Below are 15,519 nucleotides of genomic sequence, written 5' to 3' on the forward strand. Positions count from 1 at the left end.
TCGCCCGCAAGCGAGCATTGCGATAGAACGTCCGCAAGGTTGCTGCGCGAATGACGCGGAGCCGAATATCACTTCGGCACCGTGTTCTTGTAGATTTTGCCGTCCTTCATGATGATCAGGAAATCCTTGTCCGGATTGGCGATGAGATTGATGTTCTCCAGCGGGTTTCCGTCGACGAGCAACAGATCGGCGAGTGCGCCTTGCTCGACCACTCCGAGCTTGCCGGGGTAAGGGTTGCGCCTGCCGGACATGGAGAGCAGTTCGGCATTGGTCCCGGTCGCCATCGCCAATGTTTCGGCAGGCGTGTACCAGCGGACAAGCGAAGCGAGTATCGCTCCCTGGCGTTGGGCCAGTTCGCGCGAGAAAAGCACATCGGTGCCCCACGCTGTCTTGAGCTTGTATTTTTTTGCCAACTGGTAGGTTTCATCAATTCCGGGCCAGACCTCGTCTGCCTTTTCCCGCTGCACTGATCCTTCCGGAAAGCCTTCCCGCATTTCTTCCGGCAACGGTTGCAGGCTGAGCCAGATTCCTTTCTCCGCCAGCAGGCGTGCTGTCGCATCGTCCATCAGGAAGCCGTGCTCGATGCATTTTGCGCCAGCGGCGACGGCAATCTGGATAGCTCTGGGTGTGAAGGCGTGGACGGTGACATAGGTACCCCAATTCTCCGCGGCTTCGACAGCGGCGCGAAGTTCCGGCTCCGTAAAAGTTACCACGTCGATCGGGCTGAAAGGCGACGACACGCCGCCGCCACCTGTCAGCTTGATCTGCGAAGCACCTTGCATCAGCTGTTCGCGGACACGAAGGCGCACTTCATCGGGGCTGTCGGCAACCATGGCGCCGCCGATCAGTTCCATGCGCGTCAGCGTGCCCATGCTGCGGGGCAGGTCGGACTGTTGCCGAAAATCTCCATGCCCGCTGGTAACGGTAATCATCGCGCCGGATGGGTAGATGCGAGGGCCTCTGACCACACCTTCGTCAATGGCTCTTTTGAGTCCGAATGACGGGCCGCCGACGTCGCGCACAGTGGTGAACCCGCGCATGAGGGTGTCGGTCGCCTCATCGGCAGCAATGATGTTGTTGTATCCGACGTCTCCCCCGATTGATTGTGCCGGGGTCAAGCGTATCAGCATGGCATGCCAGTGAGCATCGATCAGGCCGGGCATCAGAGTTCGCCCGCCGCCAGCGATCACTGTCGTGCCGGGCTCGGCATCGATTGGCGCAGTCGAGATGCGCTCGATGATATTCCCTTTGACGAGGACGTTGGAGGGAGGCGAGAGGGAGGAGCCCTTGCCATCGAAGATGCGAACGTTCTGGAATAATGTCGTGCTCGGCTGCGAAGCGGTTTGCGAATAAGCATCGGGCGAGAGGATTGTTGCTGAACCCAAAAACACGGCGGCGGCGATGGACCCGAATTTAAAAGCCATGGCTGTAACTCCGTGTGTTCGTTTGCAACTATCTCATCGAGAACTTAATCCTGTCGTTCGGCATTCCGGAGATCGAAAAATGAGCTGATCGTCCAGCAGATTGATCTGCAGAATTCGATCGGGAAAGACTAGTGCAATGGGCGAACATCCGCAATCACGAGCATATGAAGGACATGTTCCTGGCGTTTCCGCGTCAAGTCGACGGCGGACGCGAATTTGCCCAAGCAGGAAAAGTCCGTACCTACATCCGCAGTTTGCCTCAAATGATGCGGATGATGTGCAATGCGGTGATCTGTTTCAATGCAGTACGATGTCGAATGTCGGGATGAACTCCATCCTGGGGCAACGATAAAGTGCCTCGGTCGAACGCAGGAGGTGATCGCAATGAAGGATATACCGATAGGCGCTAAAGGGCGCTTCGGGCTGGAGGTGACGTCCCAGCACTTGGCAAGCCAGTTCAAGGATCCGATGTTGCCGCCGGTGTTCGCGACGCCGATGATGATCCTGGCGATGGAGAATGCTGCGCTCAATGCGATCCGTGCCTATCTGGAGCCGGGCGAGAGTGCCGTCGGAACCGTCGTTGATGTCCGGCATCTCGCGGCAACGCCAGCTGGGCAGCGCGTGACGGCGTATGCGGAGGTCACGCATGTCGAGGGGCGCCGGATCGTGTTTGCCGTTTCGGCACGTGACGAAACCGAAGAAATAGGAAAGGGCATGCACGAACGGATGGTGGTCGATCTTGCCCGCATCGAAAAGCGTCTGGAGGCAAAGCGCGCACAATCGCGGGCCAATCGAAAGAGCGAAAGTTAAGGGCGGCTGGATTCCGGCTGTCGTTCAATGCCTGAATTGGTATGCTGCTCATTCGATACGTCAATGATCGCCGAACCGGGCAAGCCAAGTACTGCCCGGCAGCGGTTTGGTTCTGCAACCAGAAAGATTGACGCGATGGAAGAATACGATCTGTACATCAATGCCAAGAAGCCAGCCATCGGGCTCTACGTACGCAAAGGTGCCGGGCTGCCCGATCTCGCCGATAAACAGGACTGGGTATTCGACGGCACTGCGGCACGGGATTTACTGCCTCCGAGCGTTCTGGAAGGCGTCGCCGCCAGCGGCCATGCGTTTCGGGATATGGATTAGGACATAGGCTGTGGCGCGGTGACTTCACGGCCTGTCTCTGCAATCCCATTACCCGGATAAGGTATGAAGGTTGCCCAGTCGCTGTGAATGAAGGTTAGGGCTGGTATCCGGCCTTGTCGCGCAATTACAATGGTGCTGGCCCGTATCGTTCGTCGATCCGGTCGTGAGTGGGATAAGGATACCGATCGGATCGAATATGGTTTCAAGCCTGCCGCCCCCCGTATCGCAGTCGGTTGCCTCAAGGCTCACGCGCGCGGCGATATTCATGGTTGTGACGATCAATCCGGGAGCGGAGGCCGATGGGACGATCCGTGGCCTGTGCGCCGATCTCTCCAGCCTGCTGCGCGGCGTCGGGTTCCGCAATCTCAACGGACAATTATCCTGCATCATGGGGTTCGGCTCCGAGGCGTGGGACCGGCTGTTCGGTGCGCCGAGGCCGAAGGACCTGCATCCGTTTCGCGAAATTCGCGGGGTGCATACGGCGGTCTCAACGCCCGGCGACATCCTCTTTCATATCCGTGCGGCGAACATGGACCTTTGCTTCGAGCTTGCCACGCACATCATGTCCCGGCTCGCCGGCGCGGTTTCGGTGGCGGACGAGGTGCATGGCTTTAAATTTTTCGACGACCGCGATCTGATCGGCTTTGTCGACGGTACCGAAAATCCGGCGGGGCAGGCCGCCGAAGCCGCCACGCTCGTGGGCGATGAAGATTCCGATTTTACCGGCGGTAGTTATGTGATCGTGCAAAAATATCTGCATGACCTGGAGCGGTGGAACAAGGTGCCTGTCGAGGAGCAGGAGAACATCATCGGCCGGCACAAGCTCTCCGATATCGAGCAGCCCGATTCAGTGAAGAAGCCGTATGCGCATAATGTTCTCACCTCGATCGAAGAGAATGGTGAGCAGCTTCAGATCGTGCGCGATAACATGCCGTTCGGCGAGGTGGGCAAAGGCGAGTTCGGCACCTATTTCATTGGCTATGCCCGGTCGCCGCAGCGCATCGAGAAGATGCTGGAGAATATGTTCATCGGCAATCCGCCAGGCACCTACGATCATCTGCTGGATTTCAGCCGGGCGGTGACGGGTAGTTTGTTCTTCGTGCCGACAGCGACCTTCCTGGATGATGTCGACCCCGCGACGCAGCCAGTTGCCAATATCGACGAGAAACAGCCCGAGGAGGCTGCGCCGCTTGCGCGCTCGAGCGACGGTTCACTCGGCATCGGATCCCTGAAGAAAGAGGCAGGACATGAATAATCTCCACCGGCAGCTCGCGCCCATTTCCGATGAAGCATGGGAGCAGATCGAACAGGAAGCCTCGCGTACGCTCAAACGCCATCTGGCGGCGCGCCGCGTGGTGGATGTCGTCGGCCCCAAGGGCTTCGATGTCTCGGCCGTTGGCACTGGCCATCTCAAGCAGATCAAAAGCCCGGGAGATGGCGTGGAGACGCGACAGCGCGAGGTCAAGGCGTTCGTCGAACTGCGCGTTCCTTTCCAGCTTACGCGGCAGGCGGTCGATGACGTGGATCGGGGTGCGGAGGATTCAGACTGGTCGCCTGTAAAAGAGGCGGCGCGCAAGATCGCCTTTGCGGAAGATCGCGCGGTCTTCGACGGTTTTACTGCTGCCGGGATTCAGGGAATTCGCGAGGGTGCCAGCAATGCGCCGGTCGCGCTCCCGGCCAATGCCAAAGGTTATCCCGGTGCCGTTGCGCAGGCAGTGAGCCGGTTGCGTCTGGCCGGGGTCAACGGGCCGTATGCCCTTGTGCTCGGCGCGGACGCCTACACGGCGGCCACTGGCGGAAGTGATGATGGGTATCCGATCCTCCATCATATCGAGCGCGAGGTGGATGGCGGAATCATCTGGGCGCCCGCTATCAAGGGCGGGTTCGTGCTCACGACCCGCGGCGGAGATTTTCAACTGGATATCGGGCAGGACATCTCGATCGGTTACCTCAGCCATTCCGGCACGGTGATCGACCTCTATCTGCAGGGGACTTTCACGTTCCAGATGCTGACGTCCGAGGCCGTCGTGGTTCTCGGTCCTGCAGGGAAATAAGGGCTCGGGTCGCTCAGATCGCCTGAACGAACTCGACGCCGATCTCGTCGCCGCGCTGCCAGACGAGACGGCAGGGTGTGAGCTTGCGCACATCCTTGGTCAAAGCGAGGGCGATCTTGCTGCCGAGCTTGCCGCCGTTCTGAACGGACAGGCGGGCGCCGGTGGCGGAAAGGTCGATCACTGTGCACGGTCGCTTGGCAAAGCCACCGTCAAGCGTCAGCCAGACACCGAGCTGCGTTTTGTGACGCGTCTTGCGCGATTCTCGTTTGAAAACGCCCATCGATCCCTCTCTTGTCCTTCGAGCAGGCGGAGATATAGCACCTGGAACTTTCGGAAAATTTGATCGAAAAGCCGGGTTCATCGGTGCCTCGGATACCTTTTGTTAAGCATGACCCGGTGCGCCTTGGCCAAAAGCAGGGATTTCTCCTGCGTTTTCATTGCCCTGTTGCCTGTGCGACCGTTCTGCATGATTAACGGAATACAAACACACTCCCGCCAGAGTCCTGTCGTCATTTGCCGTGGCGTTTGCACGGCGGGGTGGATTCGTTTTCTCGATGCGTGGTCTGTCGTTTCTCGTTTTGGCGGTCGTTGCCGCAGGCGTTGCGCCTGCGCATGCGACGTTGCGTATCACGCGTGACCACGGCGGTTATGTCGAGGAATACAAGGCGAAGTACGAGCGCATCCGCGCGAACGGCGAACGCGTCGTCATCGACGGCGTCTGCAATTCCGCCTGCACGCTGGTGTTCGGGATTGTGCCAAACAGCAAGATTTGCGTGACGCCGCGCGCCAGCATCGGCCTGCATCAGGCCTATTACGACAAGTCCTTCACCTTCGGCATCAAGGTCACGAGCACGGAGGGGACGTCGGAGTTGATGTCTTATTATCCGCAACCGGTGAAGGACTGGCTCCGCCGCAACGGTGGCCTCACCACCACCATGAAGAAAATCAAGAACGGACCAGATCTATGGAAGATCGCCGATCCGTGCCCGGAAGATTTCTGATCTAATCCGCTACAGGCGTCAGCTTGCAGGTCATGTCCTTGCCGCCGGGCAGGGCGATCTGAGCGGTATCGCCTTTATTCCACAGCCGCGCCTGACCTTTCGGATATTGCGCTTCGTAGCGCGCGCCGGATCCCGACAAGGCCTGTTTCAGCACGACGTTGTCTTTCCGGCCGGCGACATAGGCGAAGCTGGGGCTGCTGTTCACGAACACCACGGTGAGCGAAACGTTGTCGCCTTGGCATGCGGCGTTGAACGGACCGAGGCTCATTCCACCTTTCGCCGCTCGTGCAGCCCGCGAATCCGAACGCAAGGCGCTGATCCGCCCGACATAGGAGTCCGCAAGGCATCGTTCCTTGTCGGTGGAGGACAGGCATTCGTTGCGCTGCTTGATCCAGATGTCTTGATCTTTGAGGATGTTCGGCTGCGAGACGCCGGCGTCTTCGCGCGCCAGCGTGAGCAGGCGCGTGGCTTCGCGATCGAGCATCGCAAGAGTTTTATCGCCGCAGATCGTTTTCTCGATCGGCGCATTTGCCTTGGCGCAATCGAAGCCAGCCTGAAGAGGCGCAGGCTGCGCAGAAACGGGGGAGATATAGAGGGACCAGGAGAGGGCCGTGACAACCGAGAGGGCAAGGGCAGGCTTCATGCTTTTGTCCTGTGGCGATCCTAGCATTTAATTCGCGCATCCTGTTTTTATCGTGACAGCCTGCGTCTTGACGGCAGGCAATCAGAACGTCACCACGCCGCGGATCGACTTGCCTGTCTTCATCAACTCGAATCCCTTGTTAATGTCGGCAAGCGGCATCACGTGGGTAATCATCGGGTCAATCTGGATCTTGCCCTGCATGTACCAGTCGACGATCTTCGGCACGTCGGTGCGGCCGCGCGCGCCGCCGAACGCCGTGCCTTTCCAGACGCGGCCCGTGACAAGCTGGAACGGGCGCGTTGCAATCTCCGCGCCCGCGGGCGCGACGCCGATCACGATCGACTGGCCCCAGCCGCGGTGGCAGGCTTCCAGTGCCTGCCGCATCACCGTGACGTTGCCGGTGCAGTCGAACGTGTAGTCCGCGCCGCCGATCTGGTCCGCGCCATGCTTGGTCATGTCGACGAGGTAGGGAACGAGGTCCTTGCCGATTTCCTTGGGGTTGACGAAATGCGTCATGCCGAAGCGTTCGCCCCAGGCCTTGCGGTCGTTGTTGATGTCGACGCCGATGATCATATCGGCGCCCGCGAGCCTCAGGCCCTGCAGCACGTTCAGGCCGATGCCGCCGAGGCCGAAGACGATGGCCTTCGCGCCCGGTTCGACCTTGGCCGTGTTGATGACCGCGCCGATGCCGGTGGTGACGCCGCAGCCGATGTAGCAGACCTTGTCGAAGGGGGCGTCCTCGCGGATTTTAGCTACTGCGATCTCGGGGAGCACAGTGTAGTTCGCGAACGTCGAGGTGCCCATGTAGTGATGCACCGGCTTGCCTTGATAAGAGAAGCGCGAGGTGCCGTCCGGCATCAGGCCCTGACCTTGCGTCGAGCGGATCGCGGTGCAGAGGTTGGTCTTGCGCGAGAGGCAGGAGGGACACTGGCGGCATTCCGGCGTGTAGAGCGGAATGACGTGGTCGCCCTTCTTCACGCTGGTGACGCCGGGGCCGACATCGACGACGATGCCCGCGCCTTCGTGACCGAGGATCGCGGGAAACAGCCCCTCGGGGTCGGCGCCTGAGAGCGTGAATTCATCGGTATGGCAGATGCCGGTCGCCTTGATTTCCACCATGACTTCGCCTTCGCGCGGGCCTTCGAGTTGCACGGTGGTGATTTCAAGCGGCTTGCCGGCGGCAATGGCGAGGGCGGCGCGAACGTCCATATCGAATGATCCTTGAAGTGGTAGGTGACGTTTTTGTTACGCGAGCGCAGCACGCCCCCGCAATTTGGCTGATTGCCTCCCAGCATAGGTTCGGGCAATCAGAACGGCAAATGAATCAGAGATCGGATGATCTGGCCGCGCGCGTCGCGCCAGCGGTATTTGTGGTGCTGTGGAGCTCCGGCTTCATCGGCACGAAATATGCCGTCTCGGGCGCGGAGCCGCTGACTTTTCTCACCATCCGCATGTTCTATGTTTCGGCGCTGCTTGCGATCATCATCGCGATCTGGCGTCCGAAATGGCCGAACCTGCGCGAGGCGGCGCACAGCGCAGTCGCAGGCCTTCTGGTCCACGGCTTCTATCTCGGCGGCGTCACCATTGCGATCTATCTTAGCGTGCCGGCCGGACTGTCGGCATTGATCCCCGGTCTGCAGCCAATCCTGACATCGACGCTTGCCAACCGCTTCCTCGGCGAGCGCGTCACGTTGCTGCAATGGGGCGGACTTTTGCTCGGTCTCGCTGGCGTGTTGCTCGTGCTGCGCTCGCGTCCGATGTCGGGAGACATTGGCTGGGGATGGTTCGCGACCTGCGTGGCGCTCGTCAGCATCACCATAGGCACGCTTTATCAGAAGCGTTTCTGCGGACGGATCGACTGGCGCACCGGCAATACGATCCAGTATCTGACCTGCGGCACTGTCTACGCCATCGGCGCGTGTCTGTTCGAGACGCGGGTGGTGCACTGGACCGCCGAATTCATCCTTGGTGTGAGTTGGCTCGTGGTCGCGTTGTCGATTGGTTCGATCAGCGTGCTGTACTGGCTGATCCGCCGCTCGGCGGCGACGCAGGTTGCGAGCCTGTTCTATCTGGTGCCTGCGACCACGGCGCTGATGGCTTACGTGCTGTTCGATGAGCGGCTGGACAAACTTGGCGTCGTCGGCATGGCGATCTGCGCGGCCGGCGTGTTTCTGGTGAACAAGCCGACGCCGAAGCCCGAGGTTTCGCCGGGGAGTTAGACCACAACGGCATCCTGTTTCATTTTATCATCGTCTCGGCCTCGGTGCGGAGCGCCTGTCGCGAGGGATCGCGTGAGTAGAACATGTGTCCGCCCGGATAGACCACGAGCCTAACGCGATTGGGCGTGGCGTAGGCGGGCAGCTGATCGAGGACCATCTTGGAGCCGTAATACGGCGTCGCGAGATCGAACAGCCCGTGCGCGACAAGCAACTGCAGTTTCGGATCGAGCGCGAGAATCTGCCGCAGTTGCTCGATTGAATTCGCCGGGCTGGGGCCTTGGCCGAAATTCCAGGCTTTCGCGACTGCATTGTTGAGCAGGTGGTAGGAGCCCGTCGGCCGCCAGTTGAGCTTGCGCGTATAGAGATCGACCGCAGCGCTGGTGAGCGGTGCAATCAATGGCTCTAGTGACGGATCGCCGAAACGGTAGAAGCTGGAATCCGGGTTGGGATCATTGCCAAGGATCGATGCGTCGTAGCGTCCTGTCACCTTGCCGTTCTTGCGATCGAATTCCCGGCGGAATTCGAGGACGTCGAAGCGGCCAGCCAACCGGCGGCTGACCTCCCGATCGATTCCGGTAAGGGCTGCGACCTTGTCGGCGATGCGGTTCGTCGCAGCGGTATCGGTTTCGCCTTTGACCAGATCGAGCAGAAAATCGCTTGATGCATATTTTTCGACATCGGTCATGTCAGCGCGGCTGACAGGCCCCTTCGCCTGCCGCGCAACTGCGGCCATGGTCGGAAGGCTCGCCACATATTGCAGAAGGCTGGAGCCTGAGAATTCGCGGAAATCGAATACCGGCGAAATCAGGATGAGACCTTTCACGCCGACACCTTGGTCAATCTCCAGGTTGCGTACGATGCGTGGCCCGCGAAAGCCGCCATAGCTTTCGCCGACGACGAATTTTGGCGAGACGAGGCGGTTCGATTTTTCCAGCCAGCGGCGGATGACCACCGAAAGCGCCGAGATATCGCCATCCACCGAATAGAGCCGTTTGCGCACGTCATCGCTTGTGGACACGAAACGGCTGTAGCCCGTGCCAACTGGATCGATGAAAACCAGATCGGTGAAGTCAAGCCAGGTGTCGGCATTGGGTTGAGGATCGGGCGAGGCGGACGGACTCAGAGCGTCGCCGCTCATCCCCACACGCCAGGGGCCCAGATTGCCGAATTGCAGCCAGGCGGATGACGCACCCGGCCCGCCGTTGAAGATGAAGGTGACCGGGCGCGTGATGGGATCGGCGCCATCGAGTTGATACGAGGTGAAGGCGATATCGGCTTCTGGCTCGCTCTTGGCGTCGAAAATGCGGATCGAACCTGCGGTGGCTTTGAAGGCGAGGGTGCGGCCGGGGAGAGTGAGTGTCTGCTTCGTCGTGGAATTGGGCGGCAGGCGATTTTGCCCGGCAATGGCCGGTGAGGCTGGCTGGGGGCTGCCCGCATGGTCAGCACCTCCCTTCACCGCCTTTTGGCTCGATGGAGGCGCCGCTGCAGGAGGTGGCGGAGCGGAAGACGCTGCGAGTGGTGGCTGAGACGCTTCCTGCGCGTCAGCAGATGTTGCCACCAGCAGCGTCAGAAATGCGGCAGCGATTGTTGCCGAGCGCGACGTCGAGAACGCGAGAGCCATTGCTGCCTCCTTGCTTTCCCTTCGATACGACGGTCGCGATACCGGCCCGATCCGCAATACCGCGATTGCACATGAAGCTGTGTCAGGGTGGGTGCCTTGGCAACAGGAATTCGCGGACCGGCCATCACTAGTCGGTTATGAAGTCAGTCCCGTGCGCAGAAGGCTAGGTTTTGGTTTTCCTGTAGGCTGCCAGCGCACGTTCGCGTGCAGCTTTGTGATCGACGATCGGCTCCGGGTAGGTTTTCCCGAGCGTAACGCCCGCTGCCGCAAGCTCCAGCGGCGTGGCATCCCAGGGCTTGTGGATGAGCGCGGGCGGCAGCTTCGCAAGCTCGGGTACCCATTTCGCGACATACGCGCCGTCAGGATCGAACTTCTCGCCCTGCAGGATGGGATTGAAGATACGGAAGTAGGGTGCTGCATCCGCGCCGCAGCCCGCGACCCATTGCCAGTTGCCGGGGTTGCTGCCGGGATCGGCATCGACCAGCGTATCCCAGAACCATGCTTCGCCCTCGCGCCAGTCGAGCAGCAGATGTTTCACCAGAAACGAGGCCGTCACCATCCGGACGCGGTTCTGCATCGTGCCGGTGTGCCAGAGTTCGCGCATCCCGGCATCGACGATGGGATAGCCGGTGCGTCCTTGCTGCCACGCTCGTAGCGCTTTGGCATCCCTCCGCCACGGAAAATCGTCGAAGGACGATTGCAGATTGCGCCGGTGCAGATCGGGATGGTCGAACAAAAGATGGCGGCAGAATTCCCGCCAGCCGAGTTCGGAGAGAAATTTTTCAACGTCGCGGGACAGCGCCGGATGCTGCTCGGCGGCGAAGCGTGCGGCGTGAAACACCTGCCGGGGAGAAATCTCGCCGAAACGCAGATGCGGCGACAGATGCGAGGCGTGATCGCGGCCGGGAAAATCGCGACCGATGGCGTAGCCCTTGATCGCTTCATCGAGAAAATCATTCAGCCGTCGATGCGCGCCGGATTCGCCGGGCGTCCATGTCTCGCGCAGGCCGCCCGCCCAGTCGGGGTGCGTAGGTTCGAGCTTCCAGTCTTTAAGGTTTTCGCTTTTGACGGATGCGACCGGCGGCGGCAGCTTTCGAACGGCAGGGAGCGGGCGGGGCGGATCGCCCTGCGACCGCACACGCTTCCAGAACGGGGTGAACACACGAAGGCCATTGCCTTCCTTGTTGCGGATGCTGGGCGGTGACGCGAGCAGATCGCTTGGGCTGATATGCGTTTCCACGCCGATCTCGTGCAGCGCTTCCGCTGTGTCCTGTGCTCTCGCAGCTTCGGCCGGTATCTCGCTATCGATCCAGAAAACGGCCAGAGCACCAGTATCCTTGGCAAGGCGCGGCAGAATGGCGCGCGCATCGCCTTTGCGCAGGACAAGATGCTGGCCGCGCTTTTTCAGATCGGTGTCGAGAGCGCGCAACGAGCTCGCCAGCCACCATTGCGTGGCCGCACCGAGTGATCGATTGCCGCCTTTGCCGGTATGCGTGTCGTCGAGAATGTAAAGGCAGACCAGAGCCGCTCCGGCCTCCCTCGCTGCGACAAGGGCGGGATGATCGGACAGGCGCAGGTTGTCGCGAAACCAGACGATGACAGGTTGGGTGGAGGCGTTCATGAATAAGGAGATTGTGGGGGAATGAGGAGATCACCTTTATTAACGCGCCAGAAATGAAAAAGGAGCGCCAGAGCGCTCCTTTTTTTGAGTCCGTGAGAGGCCGCTTACTTCGGCTGCGGCACGATGCGGATATACGGCTTCGGCGACTTCCAGCCGTTGGGATAAATTTTCTTCGCATCGTCGTCGGACACCGATCCGCTGATGATGACATCCTCGCCTTGCTTCCAGTCGGCAGGCGTCGAGATGTTGTGCTTGGAGGTGAGCTGGAGGGAGTCGATCGCGCGCAGGATTTCCTGGAAGTTGCGACCGGTGCTCATCGGATAGACCAGAACCAGTTTGATCTTCTTGTCCGGACCGATCACGAACACGTTACGCACAGTGGCGTTGTTCGCTGCGGTGCGGCCGTCCGAGGTGCCCTGCGTGTCGGCGGGGAGCATGTTGTAGAGCTTGGACACTTTGAGATCGGTATCGCCGATCATCGGATAGTTCGGAGCCACGCCGACCACGTCCTTGATGTCATCGCCCCAGAGCTTGTGGTTGGACACCGGGTCGACCGACAGTCCGATCAGCTTGACGTCGCGCTTGTCGAATTCCGGCTTGAGGCGGGCGAGCGCGCCGAGTTCGGTGGTGCAGACCGGCGTGAAATCTTTCGGGTGTGAGAACAGGAGCGCCCAGTGATTGCCGATCCAGTCGTGGAAATGAATGTGACCTTCCGTCGTGTCGGCTTCGAAGTCGGGAGCGGTCGCGCCTATTTGAAGTGCCATGATTTTAGCCTTGCCTTTCTGTGGTTTGTCGTGGGTTTCGTCGGCGAATATAGGCCCACGCACGCAACGCGAAAATACTGTGGCGAAAAGGATGATAACGTTCTCCGCGCGCCACCTGCGGCGACATGAACGTTCTGTTCATTTACGCGATAGGAGAAGGCACGTTCCCGTGAATTAACTAAAATGCCGCGAAACCGCCCCGGCGGTGCCCCACGCGCGCCTATTCGATCGGGAGAATGAACCTTGCCGCCGGTGAGTGTGACCAAAACGCAAGCCCGGCGCACTATGAATGGTCGCCCGACCGTTCATTAAGACAACGTTAAACTCCGTGAGCAAATGCTACGGACGTATTCAGTGAGTTAGTAACATGTCTATCCAGGACAGCCCCGCCGATCTCTCCGAACTCATCCGTCAGGTTGAGACCCTGCAAGACGAAGCCGCCCGTGCATCCGCCATCAGTGCGCTGCACATGGTGAGAGATGGGGTCATCACCGGCGAAGGGCCGACCACGCTGGGTCGCATTCACTTCTCCCGCTCGCTCGATGCCGACGACACCGCCTGGTGCGCCCGCATTCTGACCGCCGCCGGCGTGCGCGACCTTCCGGTCAGCCGCGCCGAGGTAGAGACGCTTTTCCAGATCGGCGAAGCTGCCGCTGACCGTTCCGATGACGGTCTGTTCGACGATCTCCTCGCCAAGGCCGTGGTTCATCATGCCGCAGCTGCTTCGGGCTTGCCGGTGCCGCCGCGCTCGGTCGCGCTGCAGCCGGGTACCGCGATCGAGAGCTGGGCGCCGACCACTGCGGTGGGCGTCAATGTCGAAGTGCTGGAATGGATCGCGACGCAGATGCGCGGCAAGCGCCGCAGCAACCGCGTGTTGAAGACCCTGGTTGCGGCCTGCCTGATCGGAGCCGCGACGCTGCCGCTGGTGGCTGCGCTCCCGAGCGTGATCGATCTCGCGACCTGAGCCTCGCATCCGAATTTCGGAGACAAAAAATCGCCGGACCGCTGCAGCGGTCCGGCGATTTGCTTGAGAGGGCAGGGCGATCAGCGCGTTGCGTTGGCGTGCTTCCGGTCCGACTTGTCTGCGGTGTCGATCGGGTCGAGCCCGAGCGTGCGGCCGGGGAAGCCCGCGACATCGAAATAGCGCTGGCCGAGAACGCGCTGATACTGCACCACGGTCCGCAACCCGTTATCGCTGGGCTTTGAGATCAGCCGGCTGGTGACGGCAGCCTTGGGCGTGATGCCGTTCGGGATCGCTTCCGAAAGCACGCGCCCCATCAGTCCGCCGTTGGCGGTCGAGCGCAGGCCGAGGATCTGCGCGATGGTCATGCCGACGTCTGCATTGCTGGCGGGCAGCGTGTCGACATAGCCGGTTTTGAAGTCGGGACCGATCGCAGCCATGAAGTTCATGGTATCGGCGCGGCTGAAATTGCCGTGCATGCCCTGACCTTGCTGCAGGCGGGTGTCTGAGACAGTGACGCCACACAGCAGTGGATCGCCGCAATCGGTAGCGTAGGAACGGAAGTTGATGACGATCGCCGGATGCGGCGTCGCGCCTGCGCCCTTCAGATTGATCGCGGAGAGAGGCAACGTGCCGGGAATGCGGCCAAGCTCGTCATGCACGAACAGACCGCTGACATAGTCCTGTTTCAGCAATGCGGCGACGATCTTGCGCGCCAATGCCTTGTTCGGCTTTTTGCCCTTCTTGCCGGTGCCGGGAATGTAGATCAGGTCCGAGCCGCCATTGGCCGCCACGATCACGTCGGGCTTGGCGGGGTTCTTGCCGATCAGGCCGTTGCCGAGGTGGGGGTAGGTGTTTGCCGCGACCGGCTGGTTCTTGTTGTCGGGGTCGTTGAGCGGAAGATCGAGTGCCTTGGCGAGGTCGAGCGCGACGAAGCCAGGCGGCAACTGGCCTTTGGGAACGTCTTTATATTCGCCGTTGGCGGCGCCGCTGGTCGTGCTTTCCTTCGAGATCGTCGAGAACCCATGGTCGGCCGAGACGACGATGTTGGTCGAGTCCTCGAGGCCGAGGTCCTTCAGCGCCTGCCGTAGCTGGGCGAGGTTGTTGTCGGCGTTCTTGATGGCGGCGAGCGAGGTCGGGCCGTTGATGCCCGGCGTCAGCTTGCCGAGGCTGTCGCCCTGGTTGTGCTGCGTGCCGTCCGGGTCGCGCGACCATAGCACCAGCACGAAGGGCTTGTTGCGCGCCTTGAACATCGGCAGCACGGCCTTGGTCACCACGTCGGTGAAGTATTGCTGCTGATCGACGTTGGCGACGGTGGTGCCGGGCTTATCGGAATTGCCGGCCTTGCCGTTCTCGCCGCGCGTGGGTGCTTTCACCGGCAGGTTGGCGGCTTCGAGGGCTTTCTTGATCTCGTCGGAAAGCGGAATGCCGAGATCCTTGCCGTCCTTAGACGCGCCGGTCTGGTCGTCGATGACGATCGTCTTCGCGCCGCTGCGTTCGGTATGATCGAACATCAGGGTCGGGCCGAGCTTGCCGACTGCGGCGGTGGAGAAACCGGAGCGCCGGGCGGCCGCGAGGATCGTTTCCTCGTTGAGATAGTTGCCACCGAAATGGTCGTCGACATCGCCGAGCACCGGATCGTTCTCCAGGAACGGCGTCATCGATCCATGCGCGGCGCCGACTGGATAGCCGGAATAGATGGTGTTGCTGTAGACGCCGGTGTCGCCGAGATAATGGCCGGTCGCCATCCCCGAGGAGTTCGGCATGGTGAAGGTCGGGAACAGGGAATGGGGGTTCTTGAAGTTCACGCCCGCGTCCCGCAGCGCCGCCATTGCCGGTGCGGTTTCCGGGGTAACCTTCAGCGCCCGCAGGCCGTCCGGCACGAACAGGATCAAATTGTGCGGCGTGGCGTTGGCGGCATGGCTTGCGGACGGCAGGGCGGAGAGCAGGCCGGCAACGGCAAGGCCGAGCGGCAGCGAAACGCGGGCGCGCATGAATATCTCCTGAGGGGATGAAAACAGGCGGGTCCGGTGTAGTTTCTCCTCATGACAGTCTTGTTACATTTTGTGAG

At 60.9% G+C, this 15,519-nt stretch carries 15 protein-coding genes; 7 read left to right on the forward strand and 8 right to left on the reverse strand.

The features are described from left to right. Nucleotides 1-68: 68 nt before the first annotated feature. The gene (locus HMPREF9697_RS01770; RefSeq protein ID WP_002715426.1) at nucleotides 69-1,424 is read right to left on the reverse strand and encodes a metal-dependent hydrolase family protein; all 1,356 of its coding nucleotides are present in this window, start codon (nucleotides 1,422-1,424) and stop codon (nucleotides 69-71) included. Nucleotides 1,425-1,724: 300 nt separating this feature from the next. On the opposite strand from HMPREF9697_RS01770, the gene HMPREF9697_RS01775 reads away from it, so the two are divergent. The 4 genes from HMPREF9697_RS01775 (at nucleotide 1,725) to HMPREF9697_RS01790 (ending at nucleotide 4,618) form a co-directional block, all read left to right on the forward strand. Beyond that, nucleotides 1,725-2,234, forward strand: coding sequence for a thioesterase family protein (locus HMPREF9697_RS01775; RefSeq protein WP_244597850.1), 510 nt, complete (start codon nucleotides 1,725-1,727; stop codon nucleotides 2,232-2,234). Nucleotides 2,235-2,297: 63 nt separating this feature from the next. After that, nucleotides 2,298-2,564 carry a hypothetical protein gene (locus tag HMPREF9697_RS01780; protein ID WP_002715428.1) on the forward strand — a complete coding sequence of 89 codons (267 nt, stop codon included), beginning with the start codon at nucleotides 2,298-2,300 and terminating at the stop codon, nucleotides 2,562-2,564. Between the two features lie 196 nt (nucleotides 2,565-2,760). Beyond that, a complete protein-coding gene (locus HMPREF9697_RS01785; RefSeq protein WP_002715429.1) occupies nucleotides 2,761-3,819 on the forward strand; it encodes a Dyp-type peroxidase in 1,059 nt (352 codons plus the stop codon). Further along, entirely contained in the window at nucleotides 3,812-4,618 is an 807-nt protein-coding gene (locus tag HMPREF9697_RS01790; protein WP_002715430.1) for a family 1 encapsulin nanocompartment shell protein, read from the forward strand. Before HMPREF9697_RS01785 ends, HMPREF9697_RS01790 begins: the two co-directional genes overlap by 8 nt. 13 nt (nucleotides 4,619-4,631) lie before the next feature. Here the strand turns inward: HMPREF9697_RS01790 and HMPREF9697_RS01795 are convergent, their stop codons facing one another. After that, nucleotides 4,632-4,898: a PilZ domain-containing protein gene (locus HMPREF9697_RS01795; RefSeq protein WP_002715431.1), complete on the reverse strand. Its 267-nt coding sequence runs from the start codon at nucleotides 4,896-4,898 to the stop codon at nucleotides 4,632-4,634. A 274-nt stretch (nucleotides 4,899-5,172) separates the two neighbouring features. On the opposite strand from HMPREF9697_RS01795, the gene HMPREF9697_RS01800 reads away from it, so the two are divergent. Beyond that, nucleotides 5,173-5,619, forward strand: a complete 447-nt coding sequence (locus HMPREF9697_RS01800) for a hypothetical protein (RefSeq protein ID WP_002715432.1) — start codon at nucleotides 5,173-5,175, stop codon at nucleotides 5,617-5,619. Between the two features lies 1 nt (nucleotide 5,620). Here the strand turns inward: HMPREF9697_RS01800 and HMPREF9697_RS01805 are convergent, their stop codons facing one another. Together HMPREF9697_RS01805 and HMPREF9697_RS01810 are read right to left on the reverse strand one after the other, a co-directional pair. After that, nucleotides 5,621-6,262, reverse strand: a complete 642-nt coding sequence (locus HMPREF9697_RS01805) for an MliC family protein (protein ID WP_002715433.1) — start codon at nucleotides 6,260-6,262, stop codon at nucleotides 5,621-5,623. A gap of 81 nt (nucleotides 6,263-6,343) precedes the next feature. After that, complete coding sequence (locus tag HMPREF9697_RS01810) at nucleotides 6,344-7,471, reverse strand: S-(hydroxymethyl)glutathione dehydrogenase/class III alcohol dehydrogenase (protein ID WP_002715434.1); 1,128 nt, start codon at nucleotides 7,469-7,471, stop codon at nucleotides 6,344-6,346. Nucleotides 7,472-7,581: 110 nt separating this feature from the next. Here HMPREF9697_RS01810 and HMPREF9697_RS01815 point away from each other — a divergent pair, with 110 nt between their 5' ends. Further along, entirely contained in the window at nucleotides 7,582-8,481 is a 900-nt protein-coding gene (locus HMPREF9697_RS01815; RefSeq protein WP_002715435.1) for a DMT family transporter, read from the forward strand. Nucleotides 8,482-8,500: 19 nt separating this feature from the next. Here the strand turns inward: HMPREF9697_RS01815 and HMPREF9697_RS01820 are convergent, their stop codons facing one another. From HMPREF9697_RS01820 to HMPREF9697_RS01830, 3 genes are all read right to left on the reverse strand, one after another. Beyond that, entirely contained in the window at nucleotides 8,501-10,102 is a 1,602-nt protein-coding gene (locus HMPREF9697_RS01820; protein ID WP_002715436.1) for a S10 family peptidase, read from the reverse strand. 163 nt (nucleotides 10,103-10,265) lie between these two features. Continuing rightward, nucleotides 10,266-11,723: a cryptochrome/photolyase family protein gene (locus tag HMPREF9697_RS01825; RefSeq protein WP_002715437.1), complete on the reverse strand. Its 1,458-nt coding sequence runs from the start codon at nucleotides 11,721-11,723 to the stop codon at nucleotides 10,266-10,268. A 104-nt stretch (nucleotides 11,724-11,827) separates the two neighbouring features. Further along, on the reverse strand, nucleotides 11,828-12,487 hold the full coding sequence (locus tag HMPREF9697_RS01830) for a peroxiredoxin (RefSeq protein WP_002715438.1): 660 nt from the start codon (nucleotides 12,485-12,487) through the stop codon (nucleotides 11,828-11,830). Nucleotides 12,488-12,854: 367 nt separating this feature from the next. Between HMPREF9697_RS01830 and HMPREF9697_RS01835 the strand changes: the two genes are divergently transcribed. Continuing rightward, on the forward strand, nucleotides 12,855-13,451 hold the full coding sequence (locus HMPREF9697_RS01835; RefSeq protein WP_002715439.1) for a hypothetical protein: 597 nt from the start codon (nucleotides 12,855-12,857) through the stop codon (nucleotides 13,449-13,451). Nucleotides 13,452-13,531: 80 nt separating this feature from the next. Here HMPREF9697_RS01835 and HMPREF9697_RS01840 read toward each other — a convergent pair whose 3' ends face one another. Next, a complete protein-coding gene (locus tag HMPREF9697_RS01840; RefSeq protein ID WP_002715440.1) occupies nucleotides 13,532-15,442 on the reverse strand; it encodes an alkaline phosphatase family protein in 1,911 nt (636 codons plus the stop codon). Nucleotides 15,443-15,519: the final 77 nt, after the last annotated feature.

Origin of the sequence: Afipia felis ATCC 53690 (assembly GCF_000314735.2) — a bacterium.
Taxonomy (GTDB): domain Bacteria; phylum Pseudomonadota; class Alphaproteobacteria; order Rhizobiales; family Xanthobacteraceae; genus Afipia; species Afipia felis.

Coding starts and splice junctions, on each gene's coding strand:
- HMPREF9697_RS01790 (WP_002715430.1), top strand. CDS start 3,812: ATGAATAATCTCCACCGGCAGCTCGCGCCCATTTCCGATGAAGCATGG.
- HMPREF9697_RS01820 (WP_002715436.1), bottom strand. CDS start 10,102: ATGGCTCTCGCGTTCTCGACGTCGCGCTCGGCAACAATCGCTGCCGCA.
- HMPREF9697_RS01795 (WP_002715431.1), bottom strand. CDS start 4,898: ATGGGCGTTTTCAAACGAGAATCGCGCAAGACGCGTCACAAAACGCAG.
- HMPREF9697_RS01770 (WP_002715426.1), bottom strand. CDS start 1,424: ATGGCTTTTAAATTCGGGTCCATCGCCGCCGCCGTGTTTTTGGGTTCA.
- HMPREF9697_RS01775 (WP_244597850.1), top strand. CDS start 1,725: ATGCAGTACGATGTCGAATGTCGGGATGAACTCCATCCTGGGGCAACG.
- HMPREF9697_RS01830 (WP_002715438.1), bottom strand. CDS start 12,487: ATGGCACTTCAAATAGGCGCGACCGCTCCCGACTTCGAAGCCGACACG.
- HMPREF9697_RS01840 (WP_002715440.1), bottom strand. CDS start 15,442: ATGCGCGCCCGCGTTTCGCTGCCGCTCGGCCTTGCCGTTGCCGGCCTG.
- HMPREF9697_RS01805 (WP_002715433.1), bottom strand. CDS start 6,262: ATGAAGCCTGCCCTTGCCCTCTCGGTTGTCACGGCCCTCTCCTGGTCC.
- HMPREF9697_RS01835 (WP_002715439.1), top strand. CDS start 12,855: ATGTCTATCCAGGACAGCCCCGCCGATCTCTCCGAACTCATCCGTCAG.
- HMPREF9697_RS01825 (WP_002715437.1), bottom strand. CDS start 11,723: ATGAACGCCTCCACCCAACCTGTCATCGTCTGGTTTCGCGACAACCTG.
- HMPREF9697_RS01780 (WP_002715428.1), top strand. CDS start 2,298: ATGATCGCCGAACCGGGCAAGCCAAGTACTGCCCGGCAGCGGTTTGGT.
- HMPREF9697_RS01785 (WP_002715429.1), top strand. CDS start 2,761: ATGGTTTCAAGCCTGCCGCCCCCCGTATCGCAGTCGGTTGCCTCAAGG.
- HMPREF9697_RS01800 (WP_002715432.1), top strand. CDS start 5,173: ATGCGTGGTCTGTCGTTTCTCGTTTTGGCGGTCGTTGCCGCAGGCGTT.
- HMPREF9697_RS01810 (WP_002715434.1), bottom strand. CDS start 7,471: ATGGACGTTCGCGCCGCCCTCGCCATTGCCGCCGGCAAGCCGCTTGAA.
- HMPREF9697_RS01815 (WP_002715435.1), top strand. CDS start 7,582: ATGAATCAGAGATCGGATGATCTGGCCGCGCGCGTCGCGCCAGCGGTA.